We start from the raw sequence: 21,720 nt of genomic DNA on the forward strand, positions 1-21,720 counted from the left end.
CGCGATAATAGGATCGGAGCATGCGCCTCTACCTCGCTTCGACGTCCCCTGCCCGCCTGTCAGTGCTGCGTGGCGCCGGGATCGAACCGATCTGCTTCTCGCCCGAGGTCGACGAGGACGCGGCGATTGCCGCGCGCGAGGCCGAGCTGGGCCGCGCGCTCTCTGCGCCCGAGTTCACCGAGTACCTCGGGCGACTCAAAGCCGAGGACGTGGTGCGGCGCCACGGGGCCGAGATCGACGGGCTCGTGCTCGGGGGCGACTCGATGTTCCTGCTCGACGACGAGATCCTGGGGAAGCCGCACCTGCCCGAGGTCGCGCTCGCGCGCGCCCAGCACCACCGCGGCCGCACCGGCGTGCTGCACTCTGGGCACTGGGTGATCGACCACACGGGCGGCGCCGTGCGCGGCGCGGCCGGCGGCGTCGACACCGCCACGGTCACCCTCGCAGCCGACGTGAGCGACGCGGAGCTCGCGGCGTACGTCGCGACGGGGGAGCCGCTCGAGCTCGCCGGCGGCTTTGCGGTCGACGGCCTCGCCGGGGCGTTCATCGAGCGGATCGAGGGCGCACCGAGCTGCGTGATCGGGCTCTCGCTGCCCGAGCTGCGGCGCCTCGTGGTGCGGCTCGGACACGACTACTCGGCGCTTTGGAACCTGCCGACCGCGGTCTAGCGCCTCGCGGCGCTCGCGCCCCGGGCGCTGGAGGAGCGAGCACCGAGAACGGCGCGGCGTGCGCGCCGCCTCAGCCGAGTGCGAGGAGCGCCACGGCGAGCGTCGCGATCGTGGTGCCGTCGGCGAGATCGACGTCGAGCAGCTCCTCGATGAGTGCGAGCCGCTGGTAGAACACCGAGCGTGAGAGCCGGGCGCGCTCGGCGGCGAGCGAGCGGTTGGTGGGCTGATCGAGGTACGCGCGGAGCACCCGCAGCAGGTCCCCGCTGTGGCCCGGCCCGGACGCCGCATCGTGCGCAACGAGCGGCCCGAGCGTCGCGGTCGCGTACTCCTGCAGCTCGGGCGAGCCAGCGAAGCCGCGCACCAGGTAGGCCAGGGCCTGGCGCTCCGCGACCTGTGCCGTCACGCGTCCGGCCGCCGCCGAGGGGCGCAGCTGCCCGGCGGCGCGCACCCGCTCGAGCGAGGTGATGAGCGAGCGCACGCCGGTGCCGTCGGCCCCGAGCCCCAGGTGCGCACGCCAGGACGCCGGCGTGGTGGAGGGCAGCAGCATGTCAAGCTCGCGGGCGAGGCGCGTCACGAGCGGTGTGGGGCTGTCCCCGGCGGACGGGGCAACCCGCGGGTCGCCCCGTGGGAACGAGAGCAGCGCGAGCAGGGTCGCGCGAGCGCCCCCATCGGCGGCCTCGGTGTCTGGCACGAGGATCACCCGCCCCTCGGGGGCGACCGCGCGGCGCAGGGCCGTCTCAAGCAGCGCGCGCTCAAGGGGCCCGTGCGCCCCGAAGTCTCCGGTGCCACGGAGCGTCGCGCCGACCAGCACGCGGTCGGTGACCGGGAGCCCGGCCGCGGCGAGCTGCACGGCAAGCTCGGCGTCGCGCCGGTACCGTCCGCTCAGGAGCGTGTCAAAGAGCTGTTTCGAGCTCAGCCGGAGCCACGCCTCGCCGCTCGTGTCGGCGAGCCGCCCGAGCGCGAGCGCGAGCGCGCCGAGCTCGAGCACGGTGCGTCGGCCCGCCGGGTGCGCGGGCCCGCCCAGCGCTGAAAGCGTGCCCCAGCGGCGTCCCTGCGCTTCGACCACCACGCGCTCGGCGTCGGCGGGCAGCGCCGGCTCGCCCGGTTGGGTCCACGCCGCGAGCACCGACTCCGGGTCCCGATCCCGCGCGGCCCACGCGACCACGCGCCCGGAGGGATCCTCGAGCACCACCGGTGCGTCGAGGGTCTCAGAAAGCCGGTCGATCACGTAGTCGACCGGGCTGCGATTGAGGCCCAGCTCGGTGAGCATCTCGTGGATCTCGGTTCGTGCGGAGAGCGCCTCGTTCTGCGCGGCGAGCACGCGCTGGTGGATCCGCTGCGTGATCTGCACGAAGCGCACCTCGCGGTGCAGCACGATGAGCGGGATCGCGCGCTCGCCGCAGACGCGCACGAGTGGCTCCGGCGCCGTCTCGAAGTGGGCGCCGAGCTCGAGCACCACGGCGGCGGGGTCGACCCCGGCGAGCTCCGTCGCGAGTCGTTCGAGCGCGCCCTGCGCCGTGGGCCAGCCGGCGCCGGTGGTGAGGATCAGCTCGCCGCCGTCGAGGAGCCCGATGGCGGCTGCTCCCGCCACGACGTGTGCCCAGCGGAGTCGACGCTGGAGGCCGGCTGCGCCCGCGGCGAGCTCCGGCTGGCCCGCGGCGAGTTCCGGAAGTTCGAGCACGTCAGCGACGGTGACGGGGGTGAGGTCTGCGGGGTTCGTGTGCATGTCATACACAGTGTACGAAACCAGGGAGAGAATGCGATACTTTGCCGGTCGTTCTCCGCGTGTTCGCCTGCCACACTTGAGCACAGCGGGGCGTTCGGCCTCGAACACATTGCCCGGATTTCACAGCGAGATCTCGGCACGAACAGGAAAGAGGCGGACGGATGGCACGCATCCCCCACGTTATTGGTGGCGAGAAGGTCGACGCAGCCGAGCGCATTCAGGCGGTCTACAACCCCGCGACGGGCGAGGCGCAGCACGAGCTGGGCATCGCGTCTGCGGCGACCGTCGAGCAGGCGATTGCGGCGGCACAGGCCGCCCTGCCGATGTGGCGCAAGACGAGCCTCACCAAGCGCGCGGATGTGTTCTTCAACCTGCGCCAGCTGCTCAAGCAGCGCACCCCGGAGCTCGCGGCGATCGTCACGAGCGAGCACGGCAAGGTGCTCTCCGACGCCGCCGGCGAGATCGCCCGTGGCCTGGAGAACGTCGAGTTCGCCTCCGGCCTGCTCCACCTCCTCAAGGGTGAGCGCGACGAGCAGGTCTCCACCGGCGTCGACGTGCACTCGATCAAGCAGCCGGTCGGCGTTGTCGCGGCGATCACGCCGTTCAACTTCCCCGTCATGGTGCCGCTGTGGATGATCGCCTCGGCGATCGCGTGCGGCAACACGGTCGTGCTCAAGCCCTCCGAGCGCGACCCCTCCGCGTCGGTGTTCATCGCTGACCTGTTCCGCGAGGCCGGCCTGCCCGACGGCGTGCTCAACGTGGTCCACGGCGACAAGGTCGCCGTCGACACGCTGCTCGACAGCCGCGACGTGAAGGCAATCAGCTTCGTCGGGTCCACGCCGATCGCGAAGTACATCTACGAGCGCGCCGCAGCGAACGGCAAGCGCGTGCAGGCACTGGGTGGCGCGAAGAACCACATGATCGTGATGCCCGACGCCGATCTCAACATGTCGGCCGACGCCGCGGTCTCCGCGGCGTACGGCTCGGCTGGCGAGCGCTGCATGGCGGTCTCCGTGGTCGTGGCCGTTGGCGACATCGCCGACGAGCTCGTTGGCAAGATCGCCGAGCGCATCACCGACCTCAAGATCGGCGACGGCACCGATCCGGCATCCGAGATGGGCCCGCTCATCACCAAGGAGGCCAAGGAGCGCGTCGAGTCCTACGTCGCCGGCGCTGCGGCCGAGGGTGCAACGGTCGTCGTTGACGGTCGCGAGACCCAGTTCGACGGCAACGGCTTCTTCACGGGCGTCTCGCTCGTCGATCACGTCAAGACCGACAGCAAGATGTACCTCGACGAGATCTTCGGGCCGGTCCTCGCGGTCGTGCGCGTCGCCACTTACGAGGAGGGCGTGCAGCTGATCAACGACCACCAGTTCGGCAACGGCACCGCGATCTTCACGCGTGACGGCGGCGTCGCGCGTCAGTTCGAGTTCGAGGTCGAGGCCGGCATGGTGGGCATCAACGTGCCGATCCCCGTCCCGGTTGGCTCGTTCTCCTTCGGCGGCTGGAAGGACTCGCTCTTCGGCGATTCGCACATCTACGGCCCCGAGTCGATCAACTTCTACACGCGCTCGAAGGTCGTCACGACCCGCTGGCCCAACCCGGACCAGTCGAAGGTTGACCTCGGCTTCCCGAGCAACAGCTAAGCGAGGAGTGAGCAATGGCTGACTACATCGACCTCCACGGTGCCGAGCAGAGCTTCGGCGACACCGAGGCGCAGCGCGAGGTGCGCGCCAACGACCGGCAGTACGTCTTCCACTCGTGGTCGGCGCAGGGGGCAATCAACCCGCTGCCGATCGCGAAGGGCGAGGGCGTGCGGTTCTGGGACTACGACGGCACCGAGTACCTCGACTTCTCGTCGCAGCTCGTCAACCTCAACCTGGGGCACCAGCACCCCGGTCTGATCACGGCGATCCAGGAGCAGGCCGGTCGGCTCGCGACGATCCAGCCCGCCCTCGCGAACGACGTGCGCGGCGAGCTCGCCAAGCGCATCGTTGAGCGCTCGTTCGACGGCGCCCGCTCGGTGTTCTTCACCAACGGCGGCGCCGAGGCGATCGAGTACGCCGTGCGCATGGCGCGCCACCACACCGGCCGCCAGAAGGTGCTCGCACGCTACCGTTCGTACCACGGCTCAACGAGCACGGCCATCACCCTCACGGGTGAGCCGCGCCGCTGGGCAAACGGCACCCTCGACGCGGGCGTGGTGCACTTCACCGGGCCCTACGCCTACCGCTCGGCGTTCTACGCCGAGACGCCCGAGCAGGAGTCGGAGCGCGCACTCGCGCACCTGCGCCAGACCATCGAGCTCGAGGGCCCCGGCACCATCGCCGCGATCATCCTCGAGTCGGTCACCGGCACGAACGGCATCCTGATCCCGCCGCCCGGCTACCTCGCCGGTGTGCGCGCGCTCTGCGACGAGTTCGGGATCGTCATGATCTGCGACGAGGTCATGGCCGGCTTCGGGCGCACGGGCGAGTGGTTTGCGTACCAGGCGCACGGGGTCAACCCGGATCTGGTGACCTTCGCGAAGGGCGTCAACTCGGGCTACGTGCCGCTCGGCGGTGTGGTGATCAGCGAGGCGATCCACGCCACGTTCGAGAACAAGGCGTTCCCCGGTGGCCTCACGTACTCGGGACACCCGCTCGCGTGCGCCGCAGGCGTGGCAACGTTCGATATCTTCGAAGAAGAGCAGATCCTGGAGCGCGTGCGCGATCTGGGTGAGCGCGTGGTGCGTCCCCGCCTCGAGGCGATGGCCGCGAAGCACTCTTCGGTCGGCGAGGTGCGCGGCACCGGGCTGTTCTGGGCGATCGAGCTCGTGAAGGATCAGGCAACGCGCGAGCCGCTCATCCCGTTCAACGCGTCGGGCGAGGCAGCTGCCCCGTTCAACGCCGTGGTTGCGGCGTGCAAGTCTGCGGGCCTGTGGCCGTTCGCCGCGGGCAACCGCCTGCAGGTGGCCCCGCCGCTGATCATCTCGGAAGAGGATCTGATCGCCGGACTCGACATCATCGACGCGGCGCTCGACGTCGCCGACGGGTACGTCGCGGCATAGTTCCACGTGCAACACCGCAGGGCCGGCTCCTCTCTGAGGGGCCGGCCCTGCGGCGTATTCGGGGTGCTGCGCACCAGATACATAGCTTGCCTATGTAAATGGTGCTACGCTGGCACACTGTGACTCACTCTGACTCTGCGGCTGCTGGGCCGCTCGCTCACGCGCCGGTGGCCGGTGACGCGCAGGAGGCCGTTGACGCGCCCTCGGGTGCTGGCCCGACAGCGACGGCGACCCATCCCTCGACCGGGACCGTTGACGCGCCGGAGGGGGACCGCCTCGCGCTCGATCTGCTCCTCGCGACGGCACGCTTCAGCCGCACGCTCGGGCGCGTGCCGGGCGTGCAGTACTCAACGGTCGCCTGGCGTGTGCTCGCCGAACTCAGCGCGGCGCCGGCCCGGATCAGCGTGCTCGCGCAGCAGCAGCGGGTGGCCCAGCCCACCATGACCGAGCTCGTGCAGCGCCTCGAGGGCGAGGGCTGGCTGGTGCGCGGGGCAGACCCGGACGACGGCCGGGCCACGCTCGTCTCAGTGACCCCGGCCGGGCGCGGCGCGCTCGCCGACTACCGCCGCACCGCCGCGGCCGCCGTCGACCCGCACCTCGCGCAGCTCTCTGCCGGCGACCGGGCAACGCTTGCCCGCGCGGTCGAGCTGATCCGGCACCTTACCGACGGCGTGGGGAACCCGTCCGGCTGAGCGCCGACCCGGGGTGCGTGACACCCCGCTCGCCGTTCGCCCGCCGCACACCCAAGGAGCCTCCCACGTCCGCCTCACCCTCACCCCAGACCGCAGCGCCCGCACCGCGCGCCTCGCTGCTGCGTCAGCCCACCGCCGTGTGGGCCATTGCGTTCGCCTGCGCAGTGTCGTTCATGGGGATCGGTCTCGTCGACCCGATCCTCCCCGCGATCAGCCGCGAGCTCGGCGCAAGCCCGAGCCAGACGATGCTGCTGTTCACGAGCTACCTCTTCATCACCGGAATCGCCATGTTCTTCACGAGCTGGGTGTCGAGCCGGATCGGAGTCAAGCGCACCCTGATCGCCGGGCTGCTGCTCGTCGTCGTGTTCGCCGGGCTCGCCGGCCTCTCCGGCACGGTCGACGCGATCATCGGCTTCCGCGCCGGGTGGGGGCTCGGCAACGCGCTCTTCATCTCGACGGCGCTCGCGGCAATCGTGGGGGCCGCCTCGGGCGGGGCCCGGCAGGCGATCGTGCTCTACGAGGCGGCGCTCGGTGTTGGGCTCGCAGCGGGCCCGCTCATCGGCGGCGCGCTCGGCACGATTTCCTGGCGCGGGCCGTTCTTTGGCACCGCCGCGCTCATGGCCATCGCGCTGATCGCGATCCTCGTGTTGCTGCGCCAGCCGCGGGCAACCGCCGCGGGCGCCGCGGTGACCCAGGCGGTCGCCGAGCGGGTCTCGATCCTGGCGAGCTTCCGGGCGCTCCGCAACCCCGCGCTGCTTGGGCTGTCGATCGTCGCGCTGCTCTACAACTTCGGCTTCTTCGTGCTGCTCGCGTACAGCCCGTACCCGATGGAAGCCGCGGCCCAGGCCGCCGGAATCGAGTTCGGGGCAAGCCAGCTCGGCCTCGTGTTCTTTGGTTGGGGCCTCGCGCTCGCGATCACCTCGGTGCTCGTTGCCCCCGTGCTCACGCGGCGCCTCGGGCTGCGGCCGGTGCTGTTCTCAATGCTCGGTGCGCTCACGGTCTGCCTCGTGCTGCTCGCGGTGTTCGTCGAGTCGCTGCCCGGGCTCGTCGCCGTCGTGATCGTGAGTGGCCTGCTGCTCGGCGTGATGAACACCGCGCTCACCGAGGCGGTCATGGAGGCGACCGAGCTGCCGCGCAACGTGGCCTCGTCGACATACTCGGGTGTGCGTTTCATGGGCGGCGCCGTGGCCCCGGCGGTCGCGGGCCCGCTCGCCGAGGCGCTCGGCGCCGGTGCTCCGTACCTCGCCGGTGCGGTCGCGGTGATCGGTTCGATGGTCGCCCTCGCGGTGGCCGGCCGCTTCCTGGCCCACATCGGGCGGCCGCACGAGACGGCCGTCAGCGAGGCCGCGGCGATCGCCGTCGGCGACGCGTAGCTGGCCGCCCCTGGCTGCCCCTGGCCGCGGCTGCCCCCTGGCCAGCCGTCCCTGGCCGGCCCGCGCCACCCACCCCGCAGCTCCGACCCGCTACACCACAACCGACCCTGTACTTCGCGCGAATCCGCCGAAGTACAGGGTCGGTTGTGTGCTAAAGGGTCGGTTCTGCCCGGGGCTCAGCAGCCGTGCGAGGGGCCTAGCCGCGGCCGCCAGTGGCGAGGCGCATGAGGTCGGAGGAGAGGTCGATGCCGAGCTCGGTGCCGCCCGCGCTGCCGTAGGAGTGCTGGTAGGCGCCCCAGGAGTCGCCGCGCACCGCGGCGCGGAAGCCGCCGGCGACCAGTGCGATCAGCTCGGTCGCGGCCCGCTCGATCCGGGTCCCGAAGTCGCTGCGGTTCCAGTCGTCGGGGTCCGCGAACAGGGCCGTCGGGACGGTCACCGTGCGCAGGTACGCGAACATGCCGCGGATCTGGTCATCGACCACCAGCGCGTGCCTGGCACTGCCCGCGGTTGCGGCGAGTACGACGGGCGTGCCGATCAGCAGGTCGTTGTCGAGCACCTGGAAGAACGAGGTGAACAGTCCGCTCGCGCCCGCCTTATAGACCGGGGTGGAGGCGATCACGCCGTCGGCGTCGCGAAGGATGTCGCTCGCCTCCTGGAGCGCCGGCGAGACGTGCTGCGAGACGAGCGCCGTGGTGACGTCGGCCGCGAGCGCGCGCAGGTCGATGAGCCGGATCGAGGCGTCGAGGCCCTGGCTCGCGGCGAGCGCGGCGGCCTTGTCGGCGACGCGACGCGCGAGCATGGTGGTGGTCGAGGGGTCGCTCGTACCGGCGCTCACGATCGCCAGGCTGATGCGGCGGGGCGCCGCGGCGGGCATTGCGTCGGCCGGTGAGTCTGCGGTGTGCGGCTGCTGCGGGGCGCCGTCGAGTGGGGTGTTCATGGTGCGGTCTTCCTCACGCGTGGTGGTGGATTCAGTGACTGGGCTGGTGCTGCGGCCGCCGAGGTTCGGCGGCCGCGCTACTCGGTGGGCGGCGCGGTCTGCGTGGCGACAAGCTTGAGACAGAGGCGCTCAAGCTCGTGGAGCTCGTCGGTGGAGAGCCCCGCGCCGAGATCGCGCGCAACGCTCTTCGCGTGGGCGCGCCCGATCTCGCGCTGCACGCGCGCGCCCTCTTCGGTGAGCGAGACGAGCACGGCGCGCCCGTCCTGCTCGTCGGCGGCGCGGGCGACGAGTCCGCGCGTGGCGAGTCGGTCGATCATGCGCGAGAGCGCCGGCTGGCTGAGGAGCACGCGCTCCTGAACCGAGCAGATCCGCACCGGAGCGCCGAACTTGGCGAGCGTGTAGAGCACGTCGTACTCGCGCACGCTCGCCTCCCCCCACATGTCCTCCGCGCTGAATTTCGCGAGGAGCGTCGCGTGCGCGGTCATGAGCGCCTCCCACGCGTCGTTCGTGAGCCGTACGTCAGTGCGGGCTGGGGCGGTCATGATGGTCCTCTCGGGTGCGGTGTGGTGCGGGTGTCGGCTCGGAGCGACTAGCTCAGGCCGAATGCGGCGCCGGACTTCGCCGGGCTGTCCTGGTACGGGGAGCCGCCGGTGACATTATCACCGCGGTTCGCGTTGGGGCGCGGCTGGCGCGGCTCGGCATCGCCGTACTTTGCGCGGACCAGGCTCTCGTGGCTCGGCGACTCGGGCACCTCCGGGTCGCGCCCCGCGGCCATTTCGCGGCGCAGTACCGGGAGCACCTCTGAGCCGAGCAGGTCGAGCTGTTCGAGCACGATCTTCAGCGGGAGGCCCGCGTGATCCACGAGGAACATCTGGCGCTGGTAGTCGCCGAAGGTATCGCGGAACGTGAGGGTCTTGTCGATGATCTCCTGCGGGCTGCCGACCGTGAGGGGCGTCTGCTGCGTGAAGTCTTCGAGGCGTGGACCGTGACCGTACACGGGGGCCTCCGCGAAGTAGGGCCGGAACTGCGAGATCGCGTCCTGCGACTTCTTCGCGACGAACGCCTGGCCGCCGAGGCCCACGATCGCCTGCTTCTGCGTGCCGTGCCCGTAGTGCTCAAAGCGCTCGCGGTAGAACTTCACGAGGCGCAGGAAGTGCTCCGAGGGCGCGAACAGGTGGTTCGCGAAGAAACCGTCGCCGTAGTACGCGGCCTGCTCAGCGATCTCGGGGGTGCGGATCGAACCGTGCCACACGAACGGCGGCACGTCGTCGAGCGGGCGGGGCGTCGAGGTGAAGCCCTGCAGCGGGGTGCGGAAGTTGCCCTCGTAGTCGACGACGTCCTCGCGCCACAGCCGGTGCAGCAGGTTGTAGTTCTCAAGGGCGAGCGGGAGCGCGGAGCGGATGTCCTTGCCGAACCAGGGGTAGACGGGCGCGGTGTTGCCGCGGCCGAGCATGAGGTCCATGCGGCCACCGGCCAGGTGCTGCAGCATCGCGTATTCCTCGGCGATGCGCACCGGGTCGTTCGTGGTGATGAGCGTGGTGCTGGTCGAGAGCTTCAGTGTCTTGGTGAGCGCGGCAATGTGCGCGAGGAACGTGGTGGGGCTTGACGAGAAGAACGGCGGGTTGTGATGCTCGCCGATCGCGAACACGTCAAAGCCAACCGACTCAGCGTGGACGGCGATCTGCGCGAGCCCGGTGATGCGTTCTGCCTCACTGGGGGTGTAGTCCGCGACGGGGTCGCGGGTGACGTCGCTGACCGAGAAGATCCCGAATTCCATGATGCTGCCTCCAAATATATGCGCTTGCATATAAAGATAACGCGGGGTTGTCGGTTCTATTCCCAACTTGACCGAGCGAATATTCAGATTTAGACTGACTAGTCAGTTCAAGAATGTGAAGGATCACCGTGACCACTCTGCACGCCACCCGCCAGGGGGCGCCCGCCGCCAGTACCGCCGTTGTTGCGCTCTCCGCCGCACGCGTTGACGGCGCCCGTGGCGCCGTCTTCGGCCCCATCACCGCCGCAAGCGACCGGCCCATCACCGTGGTGCACGGGCCACGCGGAAGTGGGCGCACTTCGCTGCTGCTTGCCATCGCCGGGCGCATGCGCCTCAGCTCGGGCGAGTGCCGCACGCTCGGCACCACGAGCCTTGGGGAGGTGCGTCGCCGCACCGGCGTCGCCGGGTTCGACGCGATCGACGCGCTCGAGCCGGCGGTCACCGTTGGCGACCTCGTGCGCGAGCGGCTCTCCTGGGCATTGCCCTGGTACCGCCGCACGCCACGAATCACCGCCGAGCTCGCAGCCGACCTGCTCGAGCCCGCGTTCGGCCAGCGCCCGATCCCCGACCTCGCGACCAACGGCTACGACCTCGAGCCGGCCGCCGAGCAGCTGCTCAGGATCGGACTCGCCCTCCTCGAGGAGCCCGAGCTGCTCGTGATCGACGACTTCGATGCGCTCCGCGACCCCGCCGACCGCGACATCGTCGCGGCGAGGCTCGCTGAACTCAGCCGCCGCGGCGTGCGCAGCGTGATCGCCACGAGCGACCCCGGCGATATCGAGCGCTTCGCAGAGCTCGCCCCCGCGGTGATCGCGCTGTAGGCGCCGCGCCGACCCCTCCTGTTTGCACCACCGACACGAAATCGAAGTACACACCATGTCACTGTTCACACGCGGCACCGAGCTGCAGCGCTTCCGCAAGGGGACGATGCCGAAGGTCGCCCTCGTCGTCCTCCTCGTCATCCCACTGATCTACGGCGCCCTCTACCTGTGGGCGTTCTGGGCGCCCACCGACCACATGGATCGGCTCCCCGTGGCGGTCGTCAACCTCGACGAGCCGGCGACCACGCCGGCCGGCGACGCGCTCGCGGCCGGCGACGACGTCGTTACTGAGCTGCAGGAGAGGAAAGATCTCGGCTGGAAGCCGATGACCGAGTCTGCCGCAGCGACGGCGGTCTCCGACGGCGAGGTGTACTTCTCGGTGACGATCCCGCGCGACTTCTCCGCGACGCTTGCCGGACTCCAGGACGAGCCGCGGGCGGGCACGCTGGAGGTCACGTACAACGACAACAACTCGTTCCTCGCGTCCACCCTCGGTAAGACCGCGATGGTGCAGCTGCGCGACGCCGTGGCGCAGACTGCCACGCAGACTGCCGCGGAGCAGGTGCTCGTGGGCGTTGAGAAGCTCAGCGCCGGCACACGCGACGCCGCGGACGCCGCCGGCACCCTCGACGCGGGAACGAGCGCCGTGGCAGCGGGCAGCACGAAGCTGAGCGTCGGCCTGGGCGAGCTCGCCGCTGGCACCGCGCAGATCGTTGCGAAGGCGCCGGAGCTCACGAGCGGTACGGCGCAGCTGGCAACCGGGCTCGGCGCGGCGCGCGACGGCAGCGCCGCACTCGCCGAGGGCGGCTCGCAGCTTGCCTCCGGGGCGAGCGCGGCCGCGGGGAAGACGGGGGAGCTGCGCGACGGGCTCGGACAGCTGAGCACGGGAGCAGACTCGCTCGCCACGGGGACCGCCACGGTGGCGACCGGAAGCGGCAAGCTTGCGGCCGGAGCCGACAAGCTCGCCACTGGCGCGGCAACGGTCTCCGAAGGGATGGCGGCGCTGCAGACCGGGACCGCGCAGCTCGCAACCGGATCCGGCACCCTCTCGACGGGGGCCACGGCGCTCTCGGACGGCGCTGCGGCACTGAGCGGCGGCGCGACCGCGCTCAACACCGGCGCGGCCGGGGTCTCGACTGGCGCAGCGGAGCTCAGCGGCGGGGCCGCGCAGCTCGCGAGCGGCACGGGTGCGATCGCGCAGTTCTTCGCGGCGAACTCTGACGCCAGTGTGGCCGAGCTCGACGCCGCGCTGCAGGCAAACGGGTCCTCAATTGCGGGCCTCGCAGCCGGCGCCGCGCAGCTCTCGGACGCGGGGGCGCAGCTCGCCACGGGGGCGGGGTCCGTCGCCACCGGCGCGGCCGATCTCGACGCGGGGCTCCAGACCCTCACCGGGAAGGCCGGCGAGCTCGCCGCGGGTGCCGGGGACGTCGCCGCGAGCAGCGTCACGCTGCGCGACAGCACCGTCGCGCTCGCACAGGGATCCAACACCATTTCGGCGCAGCTCGGAACGCTGCGCGACAGCGCGTCGGAGCTGAGCACGGGCGCCGCCACCGTTTCGGCCGGCGCGGGCACCCTCTCGGAAAAGACCGCCACCGCGCGCGACGGCAGCGGGCAGCTCGCCGCCGGACTGGGCACTCTCGCCACCGGGGCGCAGGACGCCGCGACCGGGAGCGCGGCGCTCGCCGGGGGCGTTGCCACCGCTGCCGACGGTGCGGATCGCCTCGCTGCCGGCGCGGATCAGCTCGCGGCGGGCGCCACGCAGCTCGATACCGGGGCGCAGGAGGCGAGCGCGAAGTCCGGTGATCTCGCGAAGGGGGCGACGCAGGTCTCTGCGGGAGCCGACACGTTCGCGACGAAGCTCGCCGAGGGGGCCGACGAAGCCCCAGAGTTCGCCGCGGGGCAGTCGGTCAAGATCGCCGAGACGATGGCGGCGCCGGTGGCGCTCGACGAGTCAACCGAGAACGCCGTGCAGGGATTTGGTGGCGGCTTCGCCCCGTTCTTCATCGCGCTCGCGTCGTTCGTCGGCGCACTCATCACCTGGCTGATCCTGCGACCGCTGCCGCGCCGCCCGCTCGCGTCGAACGTGTCGGGGCTGCGCTCCGTGCTCGCCGGGTTCTGGCCCGCCGCGCTCATCGGGCTCGGCCAGGTGGTCATCATGATGCTCGTGCTCGTCTACGGGATCGGGCTCGAACCGGCGCACTGGCTCGGGATGACCGGGTTCATGCTGCTGGTCACCCTCGCCTTCCTCGCGCTGCAACAGATGTTCATCGCGGTGCTGGGCACGGCGGCCGGCCGCGTGGTCAGCCTGGTGCTGCTCATGCTGCAGCTCTCCTCCTCTGGCGGCACCTACCCGGTCGAGACCACACCGGCCTTCTTCCAGATCCTGCACCCGTTCATGCCGGCCTCATATGTGGTCGACGGGTTGCGCCAGCTCATCGGCGGCGGCATCGACGCGCGCTTCTGGGTGGCGCTCGCGGTGATGCTCGCGGTGCTGCTGGGCTCGCTGGCGATCAGCTCGGTCGCCGCTCGGCGCCAGAAGGTGTGGACGCTCTCGCGGCTGCACCCGGAGCTCGCGATCTAGTCGAACCGAGTTCGTCGCCAACGCGCGGGGGTGGCCTGGGTAAGAATCCAGGCCACCCCCGTTCCTGTTCGCGCGCCACCGGCCGCGTGATCCCGCCATCGTGGGGGCGAACCACGGCCCACTAGGGGAAGATGGAGTCATGGCACGTGTGAATACGAAGCAGCTCATCACCGAAGCCGCTGTGCGCGTCGCCGCCCAGTACGGGATCAGCGGCGCCTCGATGGATCAGATTGCCGAGGCCGCCGGCGTGGCGAAGGGCAGCCTGTACTACAACTTCGCCTCGAAGGACGCGATCTTCGAGGAGGTGATCCGCGACGGGTTCGCGCGGCTCGCCGCGGCGATCGACGAGGCGCGCGTGGGCGCACCGGCCGCCGACGGCCCGCGCGCCGTTGCCGCCGCGACCCTCGAGACGCTGCGCGGCAACCTCGACCTCGCAAAGCTCATGGCGTCAGAGGTGTTCCGCACCGACCGGCCCTGGGCGGGCACGATGGAGCTCGCCCGATCGTCGGTGGTGGTGCGCTTCACCGACGTGCTGCGCGCAGCCGAGCGCCGGGCGCCGGGCGGAGCGGCACTTTCGGAGATCACCGAGACCGCGGGGGCAGCGTTCTTCGGGGCGCTCGCGGGCGCCTGCCTCGACTGGCTCCTGTTCCGCAGCGACCAGCCGGTCGAGCTCGTGCTCGACCAGGTGCTCCGCGCCTTCGCAGCGCCGCCGGCCTCCGCCGCCGGCTAGTCCACTGCGGGTGCGGCGCCAGCGGCGAGCTGCGCCCGGAAAAAGCAGTGGGCCGGATCCCGCACCCAGTGGAGTGCGGGATCCGGCCCGTGCGCGCTGCCGCGATGTGGCCTGTTATTCGGCGAGCAGGCCCTGGATGCGGCGGACACCCTCGAGCAGCGCCTCGTCGCCGAGCGCGTAGCTGAAGCGCAGGTAGCCGGACGGGCCGAACGCCTCGCCGGGCACCGCGGCGACCTCTGCGTGCTCAAGAATCAGATCAGCGAGTTCGAGCGAGGTGGTCGGGGTCACGCCGCGCACGGGCTTGCCGAGAGCCGCGGTCACGTCCACGTAGGCGTAGAACGCGCCCTCGGGGGTGGGGCAGTTGAAGCCGGGCACCTTGTTGAGCTCGCCAACGATCAGCTTGCGGCGGCGATCGAACGCGAGCCGCATCTCCTCGATCGGCTCCTGCGGGCCGGTGAGCGCCGCGATGGCCGCGCGCTGCGCGATGTTGTTGACGTTCGACGAGAGGTGTGACTGCAGGTTGGCGGCGCCCTTGATGATGTCGGCCGGGCCGATCATCCAGCCGAGACGCCAGCCCGTCATCGCGTAGGTCTTTGCGACGCCGTTCACGAGGATCGTGCGGTCCTGCAGTGCGGGGGTGGCCTCGACGATCGAGACCGCGCGCACGCCGTCGTAGGTGAGGTTCTGATAGATCTCGTCGGCGATGATCCACAGGCCGTGGGTCTCGGCCCAGTCGCCGATCGCCTTCGTTTCCTCGGGGGAGTAGACGGCCCCGGTGGGGTTCGAGGGGGAGACGAACAGGAGCACCTTGGTGCGCTCGGTGCGCGCCGCCTCGAGCTGCTCCACGGTCACCTTGTAGCCCTGATCGGACCCGGCAAACACCTCGACGGGCACGCCGCCCGCGAGCTGGATTGCCTCGGGGTACGTGGTCCAGTACGGCGCGGGGAGGAGGACCTCGTCGCCCGGATCGAGCAGTGCCTGGAACGACTGGTACACGGCCTGCTTGCCACCGTTGGTGACGATCACCTGGGCGGGATCGACTGCCCATCCCGAGTCGCGGGCGGTCTTGTCGGCGATCGCGCGCTTGAGCTCGGGGAGCCCCGCAGCGGCGGTGTAGCGGAAGTTCTTGGGATCGTCGAGGGCGGCGCGGGCCGCGTCGACGATGTGCGGCGGAGTCGCGAAGTCGGGCTCGCCCGCGGCGTAGCTAATGACTGGGCGACCCTCTGCCTGGAGGGCCTTCGCCTTCGCATCGACTTTAAGGGTTGCTGACTCCGCAATAGCGGCGATCTTCTTTGACAGACGAGAGATGTTGGTCACGCGAATAGTCTACGCCGTGACGCCTCGCGCGGGGGCATGCTCCGCGCGGTGGCTCCACCGAGCAGTGAATCTGCGCGCGCGACCCCGGTTCGACAAACGCGCCCGGGATCCCGTACAGTGGTGCGAGGTAGTTGACTTCTGCCAAAATTTCCTATGCCTGAAGGTTTCCCGGACGGCACGCGAAATTCGGAGTTAGTTTCCATAGGGCGGTGGCTCAATTGGTAGAGCAGCGGTCTCCAAAACCGCAGGTTGCAGGTTCGAGTCCTGTCCGCCCTGCCGCTCCCGTCCGGCGCGAAAGCGCCGGACGGGTTTATTGAAAGGAACGGCGATGAGCAGTAGCGAAGTTGAGGAAAGCGGCGGCCTGGTCGAGCGCGCCAAGGCCGATCGCGCTGCCAAGCGCAACTGGTTCAGCCAGATCATCCTGTTCGTGCAGCAGGTGTTCGCCGAGCTGAAGAAGGTCGTCACGCCGACGCGCAAAGAGCTCGTCCGCTACACGATCGTGGTGATCGCGTTCGTCGTGATCATGATGGCGCTCGTCTGGGCGCTCGACCAGGTGTTTGGGTTCATTACCGTCTTTATCTTCGGGACGCCGCTGGGCTAGTTGCGCAGCGCGCGACAGCACCCGGGCCCGAACGAGCACGCAGAGAAAGCAAGAACAGCAGATGACGAGCGAGACGAGCAACACCCCCGAGGCCGACCTCGACGCGGCGCTCGATGCGCTGGCGCACACGGCTGACCCCGTCGTTGACGCCGCGGTCGAGGACGCACTCGACATCGACACCGTAGAGGAGGCCGAAGCGGCCGCCTCGGCGATTGTCGACGAGGAAACCGAAGAGATCGCCGCAGAGGGCGCCGAGGCCGAGTCGAGCGAGGACCCCTACAAGGCGTTCAAGAAGGATCTGCGCCGCCGCCCCGGGAAGTGGTTTGTGATCCACACCTACGCGGGCTACGAGCGCAAGGTGAAGTCGAACCTGTGGAACCGTCGCGAGACGATGGGCGCGGTCGACGATATCTACGAGATTCAGGTCCCCATGGAAGAGGTCATGGAGGTCAAGAACGGCCAGCGCAAGATGGTGACGCGCGTGCGCATCCCCGGGTATGTGCTGGTCCGCATGAACCTCACCGAGTCCACCTGGTCCGTGGTACGTCACACGCCGGGCGTGACCGGCTTCGTCGGCAACGCGCACAACCCGGTCCCGCTGCGGATCAACGAGGCGTTCGAGATGCTCAAGAGCACCGTCGAGCTCGAGCCCGCCGCCACGGCGAAGGGCAAGGCCGCTGCAACGGCTGCCGCTCAGGGAAACGTCGAGATCGACTTCGAGGTCGGCGAGACGATCACGATCAAGTCCGGGTCCTTCGAGGGTCTTCCCGGCACGATCAGCGAGATCAACGCTGCCGCTGGAAAGCTCACGGTCCTCGTGTCGCTGTTCGAGCGCGAAACTCCCGTTGAGCTCGGCTTCGATCAGGTCACCAAGATGGTCTAGGCTTCCGCCTCACCACACACACGAAGGGCCCCGCATTGCGCGGGGTCCTTCGTGTTTTTTGTGTGCGCTGCGTGACATTCCGACGCGCACCCTCAACACTCATGCTCCACGCACACTGCACTCAGTCAATCTCGCAAGAAGTGGCGAATAGCACTCAGAATCTTTTTCTAACTACTCATGTTGTATGAGCCTGACAGTGAGTGCTGTCAAACGCATTGAATCGCATACTTATACTCCCCGTCACTGGCCCGCCCGACTTCCGGCGCCAGACCGCCATGCGGTGAGAGCGGCGTGAGCTTCTCAAAGTATTTTCGCGAATCGTGTCACATTGCTGCAGCTCGCGGAACTTAGTAGTCGAGGTTTCGTCTGAGTTCTGGGCCCCTGACTGGGGCCTGCGGACACAGCATCCGATATCGCGTTTGAGGAGAGTCGTGGAATATTTGCGTGTGCACAGCCCACATGCCCCCGGTGGGGGTCTGTGGCGAAGGGTACGGTCGACGATCGCGGCGGGAGCCACAGCGATCCTGACCGCGGGAATGCTGATCGCAGTTCCCTCGGTCGCGAGCGCTGAAACGACGGTCGCGGATCTCGCGCCGTTCGACGCGACGCAGGCCGAGCGCTACGTCGAGGTTGCCCAGTTTGGCACCGACGTGGCGGGCGCCGATCAGGCGCGCACCGGCTACGACGTGAAGCTCGACGGCAGCACGGTCGTGTTTACGCAGGAGCGCGGTTCACGCACCGCCGGCAGCGGCAGCGTCGTGGTGCGCAGCTGGACCGGCCCCGACCTCGGTGAGTTCTCGAACACCACGCTGGCGACGCCGGCGGACGCGAAGGGCTTCGGCTACTCCGTGGATATCGACGAGGCCGCCGGCGTGATCGCCGTGGGCGCGCGGTACTCGCAGGAGGTGTACGTCTACACGCGCAGCGGCGACGAGTGGACCACCACCCCCACGAAGATCACGCCCGCTGACAGCACGCGCGTCGCCAAGGTTGCTTCCTTCGGCGAGGCGGTGAGTGTCTCCGGCACGCACATCGTTGTCGGCGCCCCCAACTCGCGCGTTGACGACCAGGTGAACGCCGGTGCCGCGTTCGTCGCGGCCATGGCTGACGCCGTTGCCGCCGACGTGCAGGCCGCGCCGATCCTGCTGTCCGAGAACCAGGTGCACGCGGACGACGTATACGGCCAGATTGTGACCGCGCGCGGCCCAACCGCGGTCGTGTCCGCCCCGCAGCACGCCGAGCTCGCCGCCGACGGCAAGCCGTACCAGGTGGGACAGATCAGCTCCTGGGATCTTGACGCCGGTGCGCTCACGTTCACCACTGCAGCAGACGTAAACCAGGCACAGGTTGCTTTCCCTGCCATCGCCGACGGCGGATCATGGGCGGGCCTGGGCCGCGCAGCGACCATTACCGAGGACGGCCGGATCCTCGCCGGTGCCCCGTCGGAGGTGCTCTACGAGGGCAGCGCGCCCGGAGACATCGCGACGGCGACCGACACCACGCAGGGTGCCGTCTACGTCTACAACGCCGACGGCTCACTCGCCGGAAAGACCGCGTCAGAGCGGCCGCACCAGTACTCGTTCGGGGCAAGCCTTGACCTGAATGAGACGACGAACGAGCTGTTCGTCGGTTCGCTGAACCAGGACAACACTCCGAACACGGGCCTCGTGCAGCTCTACGAGCTCCAGGGTCCGGCATCGACCACCCCGCTCAAACCACTCGCCACCAAGGACGGCGGTGAGTCGAAGTTTGGCACGTTTGGGATCCTTGGCGGATCCGTGCAGGCGGGGAGCTCCGTCGACGCGGCCGGGACCACCCACCACCGCGCGGTCGTCAGCTCGAGCGGCAATGTCTACGTCTTTGAGAGCCCGAACGCGGTGACCCTCACGAAGACCACCTCACTTGCGCCGGGGAACGCCTCCCCGAGCGCGGTCGACGGGCGCAATGTCGCCGACTACACCGTCACGGTGCAGAACACGACGGGGATGCCCCTGACCGACTTCACGGTTACTGACGACCTCAGCAACGTGCTCGACGACGCGGAGATCAGCAAGGTCTCCGCGTCACGGGGCGAAGCGAACCTCGCGGGCTCGCAGCTGACCTGGACCGGCGACCTCGCGGTCGACGAGACCATCACGATCACCTACCGCGCCACCGTCAACGCGGCGGTCGACGCCGACGACGAGGACGTGCAGGACTTCACCGAGCCGATCGCGGCGCTCGTGAACTCCGTGACCACCACGCAGGAGCGCGACGGCGTTGCCGAGGGCGTGCCGAGCGTTCGGGATGCGGCCGACGCCGGCAACCGCGACGCCTGGACCACCGGTGTGACGGTCACCACCCCGATCGACGGCGCGCTGAAGCTCGCGAAGTCCGCGGCCGACGCAGACGGGAACGGGCACGCCGCTCCCGGCGAGGTGGTCAGCTACACGATCACCGCGACGAACGTCGGCGGCCTCACCATTGCGGACGCCGCGGTGCAGGACGACCTGAGCGGTGTCCTCGCGTACGCTGGTGCGCCCGAGAACATCCGCGTCGCGCTCGTCGATCGCGACGGCGGCGACCTGTCCGCCCCCGACGCAACCTTCACCGAGCCGCTGCTTTCGTGGCAGGGCGAGGTGCCCGCTGGCGCCGTCTTGACGATCACCTACGACGTCACCACGAAGTCCGCGGACGAGCTGTACCCGCTCGATGGCGGCGAGGCGCTGGTGAACTCCGTGGAGTCGCCGCACAACGTTGATCCCGAGGGGCCGGGGACGAGCACGCCGGTCGAGGACGAGCTGACGCTCGCGAAGACCGCGACGCCCAACTCGGGCACCGAGGTCAAGCCGGGCGACGAGATCGTCTACACACTGACGCTCACGAATAAGGACCAGACCGCCGACAAGGCGGGCGTGACCGTGACCGACGATCTGTCGGGTGTGCTCCCGTACGCGACCCTGCAGGGCGAGCCGAGCGCCGGAGCCACCGTCACCGACTCGATCCTGAGCTGGACCGGGGACGTTCCCGCTGGCGAGACCGTCACCATCACCTACACGGTGCAGGTGCGCGACGACGCGCCAAACGGCCAGGTGATCGGCAACCACGCGAGCAGCGCCGACGTGCGCGAGGACCCGCCGGGGACCGAGCACGAGGTCGACAACCCGCGCGGCACGGTCGAGCTCAGCAAGAGCGCTGATCCCGCATCCGGCACCGCCGTTCGCCCCGGCGACACGGTGACCTACTCGGTGACCGCGACGAACGATGCCGCCACCGACATGGTGAACGTGACCGTCGAAGACACGGTCAGCGGTCCCGCGACCGTGGTCCTCTCCTCGCTGCCGAGCGGCGCCGAACTCGACGGGCAGACGATCCGCTGGACGGGCACCGTGCCCGCCAACGATTCGGTCGTGCTGAGCTACCAGGTGACGGTCAACGCCGACGCCACGGCCCCGGCAGTGATCGGCAACGTGGTCACGAGCCCGGACATGTCGAACGATCCCGAGGATCCGCCCGCCACGACGCACCCCGTGCGCACGATTGTGCTCGACAAGACGGCCGATCCGGCCACGGGCAGCACGGTCATGTCGGGCGACGTGATCACGTACACCGTGACCGCGACCAACCCGTCCGCGGTCGACTTCACCGACGTCACGGTGTCCGACAGCCTGCGCGACATTATCGCGAACGGCACACTGACCGGCTCGATCTCGGGCGGCGCAGTCTACGACCCGCTCGCGCAGTCGATCTCGTGGACCGGTGATATTGCGGCCGGTGAGAGCGTGGTGATCAGCTACCAGGTGCGCGTCAACGACGTGATCACCCCCGAGGGTGCGGTGCTGCGGAACGTGGTGTCGAGCCCGGATTCCCCGACGAGCCCCGAGACGGAGCACCCGACGGATAACCCGCGTGGTGCGGTCACGCTCGCGAAGAGCGCTGATCCGGCTTCCGGGTCGACGGTTCGCCCGGGCGACGAGGTGACGTACACGGTTACCGTGACCAACGACACCCCGCGCGTGGTGCGTGACGTGAATGTGGTCGATGACGTGAGCGGTCTGCTCGCGAACGCGACGATTGACACGGCTGGTCTGCCCGAGGGTATGACGCTGCTCGGGAACGAGCTGGTGTGGGTGGGCGATGTTGCCGGTGGTGAGACGATCACGCTGAGCTACACGGCGACGGTGAATGCCGACGCCGAGGCGCCCGCGGTGCTGAAGAACGTCGTGACGAGTACCGACATGACGAACGAGCCCGAGAACCCGCCCACAACCGAGCACCCCGTGCGCACGATCGCGCTGGTGAAGACGGCCGATCCGGCCGCCGGCAGCTCGGTGAAGTCGGGTGACGTGATCACCTACACCGTGACCGCGACCAACCCGTCGTCGGCCGACTACACGGGTGTGACCGTGACGGACGATCTCAGCGGTGTGCTGAACAATGCGACGCTCACCGGTGACCTCACCGAGGGTGCGGTCATTGATGAGGACGCGCAGTCGATCTCGTGGACCGGTGATATTGCGGCCGGTGAGAGCGTGGTGATCAGCTACCAGGTGCGCGTCAACGACGTGATCACCCCCGAGGGTGCG

General features: G+C 69.6%; 16 protein-coding genes and 1 tRNA gene. 12 read left to right on the plus strand and 5 right to left on the minus strand.

Annotated elements, in window-relative coordinates:
• Nucleotides 1-20 precede the first annotated feature (20 nt).
• Entirely contained in the window at nt 21-668 is a 648-nt protein-coding gene (locus EV139_RS12895) for a Maf family protein (RefSeq protein ID WP_130454743.1), read from the plus strand.
• Nucleotides 669-738: 70 nt separating this feature from the next.
• Here EV139_RS12895 and EV139_RS12900 read toward each other — a convergent pair whose 3' ends face one another.
• On the minus strand, nt 739-2,394 hold the full coding sequence (locus EV139_RS12900) for a PucR family transcriptional regulator (protein ID WP_130454744.1): 1,656 nt from the start codon (nt 2,392-2,394) through the stop codon (nt 739-741).
• 161 nt (nt 2,395-2,555) lie between these two features.
• On the opposite strand from EV139_RS12900, the gene EV139_RS12905 reads away from it, so the two are divergent.
• The 4 genes from EV139_RS12905 (at nt 2,556) to EV139_RS12920 (ending at nt 7,508) form a co-directional block, all read left to right on the plus strand.
• Nucleotides 2,556-4,040 (plus strand): CoA-acylating methylmalonate-semialdehyde dehydrogenase, encoded by a 1,485-nt coding sequence (locus tag EV139_RS12905; protein WP_130454745.1) that lies wholly within the window; start codon nt 2,556-2,558, stop codon nt 4,038-4,040.
• Nucleotides 4,041-4,054: 14 nt separating this feature from the next.
• The gene (locus tag EV139_RS12910) at nt 4,055-5,443 is read left to right on the plus strand and encodes an aspartate aminotransferase family protein (RefSeq protein WP_130454746.1); all 1,389 of its coding nucleotides are present in this window, start codon (nt 4,055-4,057) and stop codon (nt 5,441-5,443) included.
• A gap of 119 nt (nt 5,444-5,562) precedes the next feature.
• On the plus strand, nt 5,563-6,135 hold the full coding sequence (locus EV139_RS12915; protein WP_241989058.1) for a MarR family winged helix-turn-helix transcriptional regulator: 573 nt from the start codon (nt 5,563-5,565) through the stop codon (nt 6,133-6,135).
• A 17-nt stretch (nt 6,136-6,152) separates the two neighbouring features.
• Nucleotides 6,153-7,508, plus strand: coding sequence for an MFS transporter (locus EV139_RS12920; RefSeq protein WP_420029119.1), 1,356 nt, complete (start codon nt 6,153-6,155; stop codon nt 7,506-7,508).
• A 196-nt stretch (nt 7,509-7,704) separates the two neighbouring features.
• Here the strand turns inward: EV139_RS12920 and EV139_RS12925 are convergent, their stop codons facing one another.
• The 3 genes from EV139_RS12925 to EV139_RS12935 form a co-directional block, all read right to left on the minus strand.
• Complete coding sequence (locus EV139_RS12925; protein ID WP_337248797.1) at nt 7,705-8,445, minus strand: CE1759 family FMN reductase; 741 nt, start codon at nt 8,443-8,445, stop codon at nt 7,705-7,707.
• Between the two features lie 77 nt (nt 8,446-8,522).
• Nucleotides 8,523-8,987 carry a MarR family winged helix-turn-helix transcriptional regulator gene (locus tag EV139_RS12930; RefSeq protein ID WP_130454748.1) on the minus strand — a complete coding sequence of 155 codons (465 nt, stop codon included), beginning with the start codon at nt 8,985-8,987 and terminating at the stop codon, nt 8,523-8,525.
• A gap of 47 nt (nt 8,988-9,034) precedes the next feature.
• Nucleotides 9,035-10,222, minus strand: coding sequence for a CE1758 family FMN-dependent luciferase-like monooxygenase (locus EV139_RS12935; RefSeq protein WP_130454749.1), 1,188 nt, complete (start codon nt 10,220-10,222; stop codon nt 9,035-9,037).
• Nucleotides 10,223-10,350: 128 nt separating this feature from the next.
• On the opposite strand from EV139_RS12935, the gene EV139_RS12940 reads away from it, so the two are divergent.
• The 3 genes from EV139_RS12940 (at nt 10,351) to EV139_RS12950 (ending at nt 14,354) form a co-directional block, all read left to right on the plus strand.
• Nucleotides 10,351-11,043 (plus strand): ATP-binding cassette domain-containing protein, encoded by a 693-nt coding sequence (locus EV139_RS12940; protein WP_241989059.1) that lies wholly within the window; start codon nt 10,351-10,353, stop codon nt 11,041-11,043.
• A gap of 55 nt (nt 11,044-11,098) precedes the next feature.
• On the plus strand, nt 11,099-13,624 hold the full coding sequence (locus EV139_RS12945) for a YhgE/Pip domain-containing protein (protein WP_130454751.1): 2,526 nt from the start codon (nt 11,099-11,101) through the stop codon (nt 13,622-13,624).
• Nucleotides 13,625-13,763: 139 nt separating this feature from the next.
• Nucleotides 13,764-14,354 carry a TetR/AcrR family transcriptional regulator gene (locus tag EV139_RS12950; RefSeq protein ID WP_130454752.1) on the plus strand — a complete coding sequence of 197 codons (591 nt, stop codon included), beginning with the start codon at nt 13,764-13,766 and terminating at the stop codon, nt 14,352-14,354.
• A 114-nt stretch (nt 14,355-14,468) separates the two neighbouring features.
• Here EV139_RS12950 and EV139_RS12955 read toward each other — a convergent pair whose 3' ends face one another.
• Nucleotides 14,469-15,671: a pyridoxal phosphate-dependent aminotransferase gene (locus EV139_RS12955; protein WP_130454753.1), complete on the minus strand. Its 1,203-nt coding sequence runs from the start codon at nt 15,669-15,671 to the stop codon at nt 14,469-14,471.
• 203 nt (nt 15,672-15,874) lie between these two features.
• Between EV139_RS12955 and EV139_RS12960 the strand changes: the two genes are divergently transcribed.
• The 4 genes from EV139_RS12960 to EV139_RS12975 all read left to right on the plus strand — a co-directional run.
• Nucleotides 15,875-15,947, plus strand: a tRNA-Trp gene (locus EV139_RS12960).
• 52 nt (nt 15,948-15,999) lie between these two features.
• A complete protein-coding gene (gene secE / locus EV139_RS12965) occupies nt 16,000-16,272 on the plus strand; it encodes a preprotein translocase subunit SecE (protein ID WP_130454754.1) in 273 nt (90 codons plus the stop codon).
• 61 nt (nt 16,273-16,333) lie between these two features.
• Entirely contained in the window at nt 16,334-17,155 is an 822-nt protein-coding gene (gene nusG / locus EV139_RS12970; RefSeq protein WP_130454755.1) for a transcription termination/antitermination protein NusG, read from the plus strand.
• 536 nt (nt 17,156-17,691) lie between these two features.
• Nucleotides 17,692-21,720: DUF7927 domain-containing protein (locus EV139_RS12975; protein ID WP_130454756.1), on the plus strand; the 4,029-nt coding region annotated here is incomplete at its 3' end.

Origin of the sequence: Leucobacter luti, from assembly GCF_004217175.1 — a bacterium.
In the GTDB taxonomy this organism is placed as follows: domain Bacteria; phylum Actinomycetota; class Actinomycetes; order Actinomycetales; family Microbacteriaceae; genus Leucobacter; species Leucobacter luti.

Excerpts from the sequence above, each read along its gene's own strand:
- EV139_RS12895 (WP_130454743.1), top strand. The coding sequence starts at position 21 with ATGCGCCTCTACCTCGCTTCGACGTCCCCTGCCCGCCTGTCAGTGCTG.
- EV139_RS12900 (WP_130454744.1), bottom strand. The coding sequence starts at position 2,394 with ATGCACACGAACCCCGCAGACCTCACCCCCGTCACCGTCGCTGACGTG.
- EV139_RS12905 (WP_130454745.1), top strand. The coding sequence starts at position 2,556 with ATGGCACGCATCCCCCACGTTATTGGTGGCGAGAAGGTCGACGCAGCC.
- EV139_RS12910 (WP_130454746.1), top strand. The coding sequence starts at position 4,055 with ATGGCTGACTACATCGACCTCCACGGTGCCGAGCAGAGCTTCGGCGAC.
- EV139_RS12925 (WP_337248797.1), bottom strand. The coding sequence starts at position 8,445 with ATGAACACCCCACTCGACGGCGCCCCGCAGCAGCCGCACACCGCAGAC.
- EV139_RS12930 (WP_130454748.1), bottom strand. The coding sequence starts at position 8,987 with ATGACCGCCCCAGCCCGCACTGACGTACGGCTCACGAACGACGCGTGG.
- EV139_RS12935 (WP_130454749.1), bottom strand. The coding sequence starts at position 10,222 with ATGGAATTCGGGATCTTCTCGGTCAGCGACGTCACCCGCGACCCCGTC.
- EV139_RS12945 (WP_130454751.1), top strand. The coding sequence starts at position 11,099 with ATGTCACTGTTCACACGCGGCACCGAGCTGCAGCGCTTCCGCAAGGGG.
- EV139_RS12950 (WP_130454752.1), top strand. The coding sequence starts at position 13,764 with ATGGCACGTGTGAATACGAAGCAGCTCATCACCGAAGCCGCTGTGCGC.
- secE (WP_130454754.1), top strand. The coding sequence starts at position 16,000 with ATGAGCAGTAGCGAAGTTGAGGAAAGCGGCGGCCTGGTCGAGCGCGCC.
- nusG (WP_130454755.1), top strand. The coding sequence starts at position 16,334 with ATGACGAGCGAGACGAGCAACACCCCCGAGGCCGACCTCGACGCGGCG.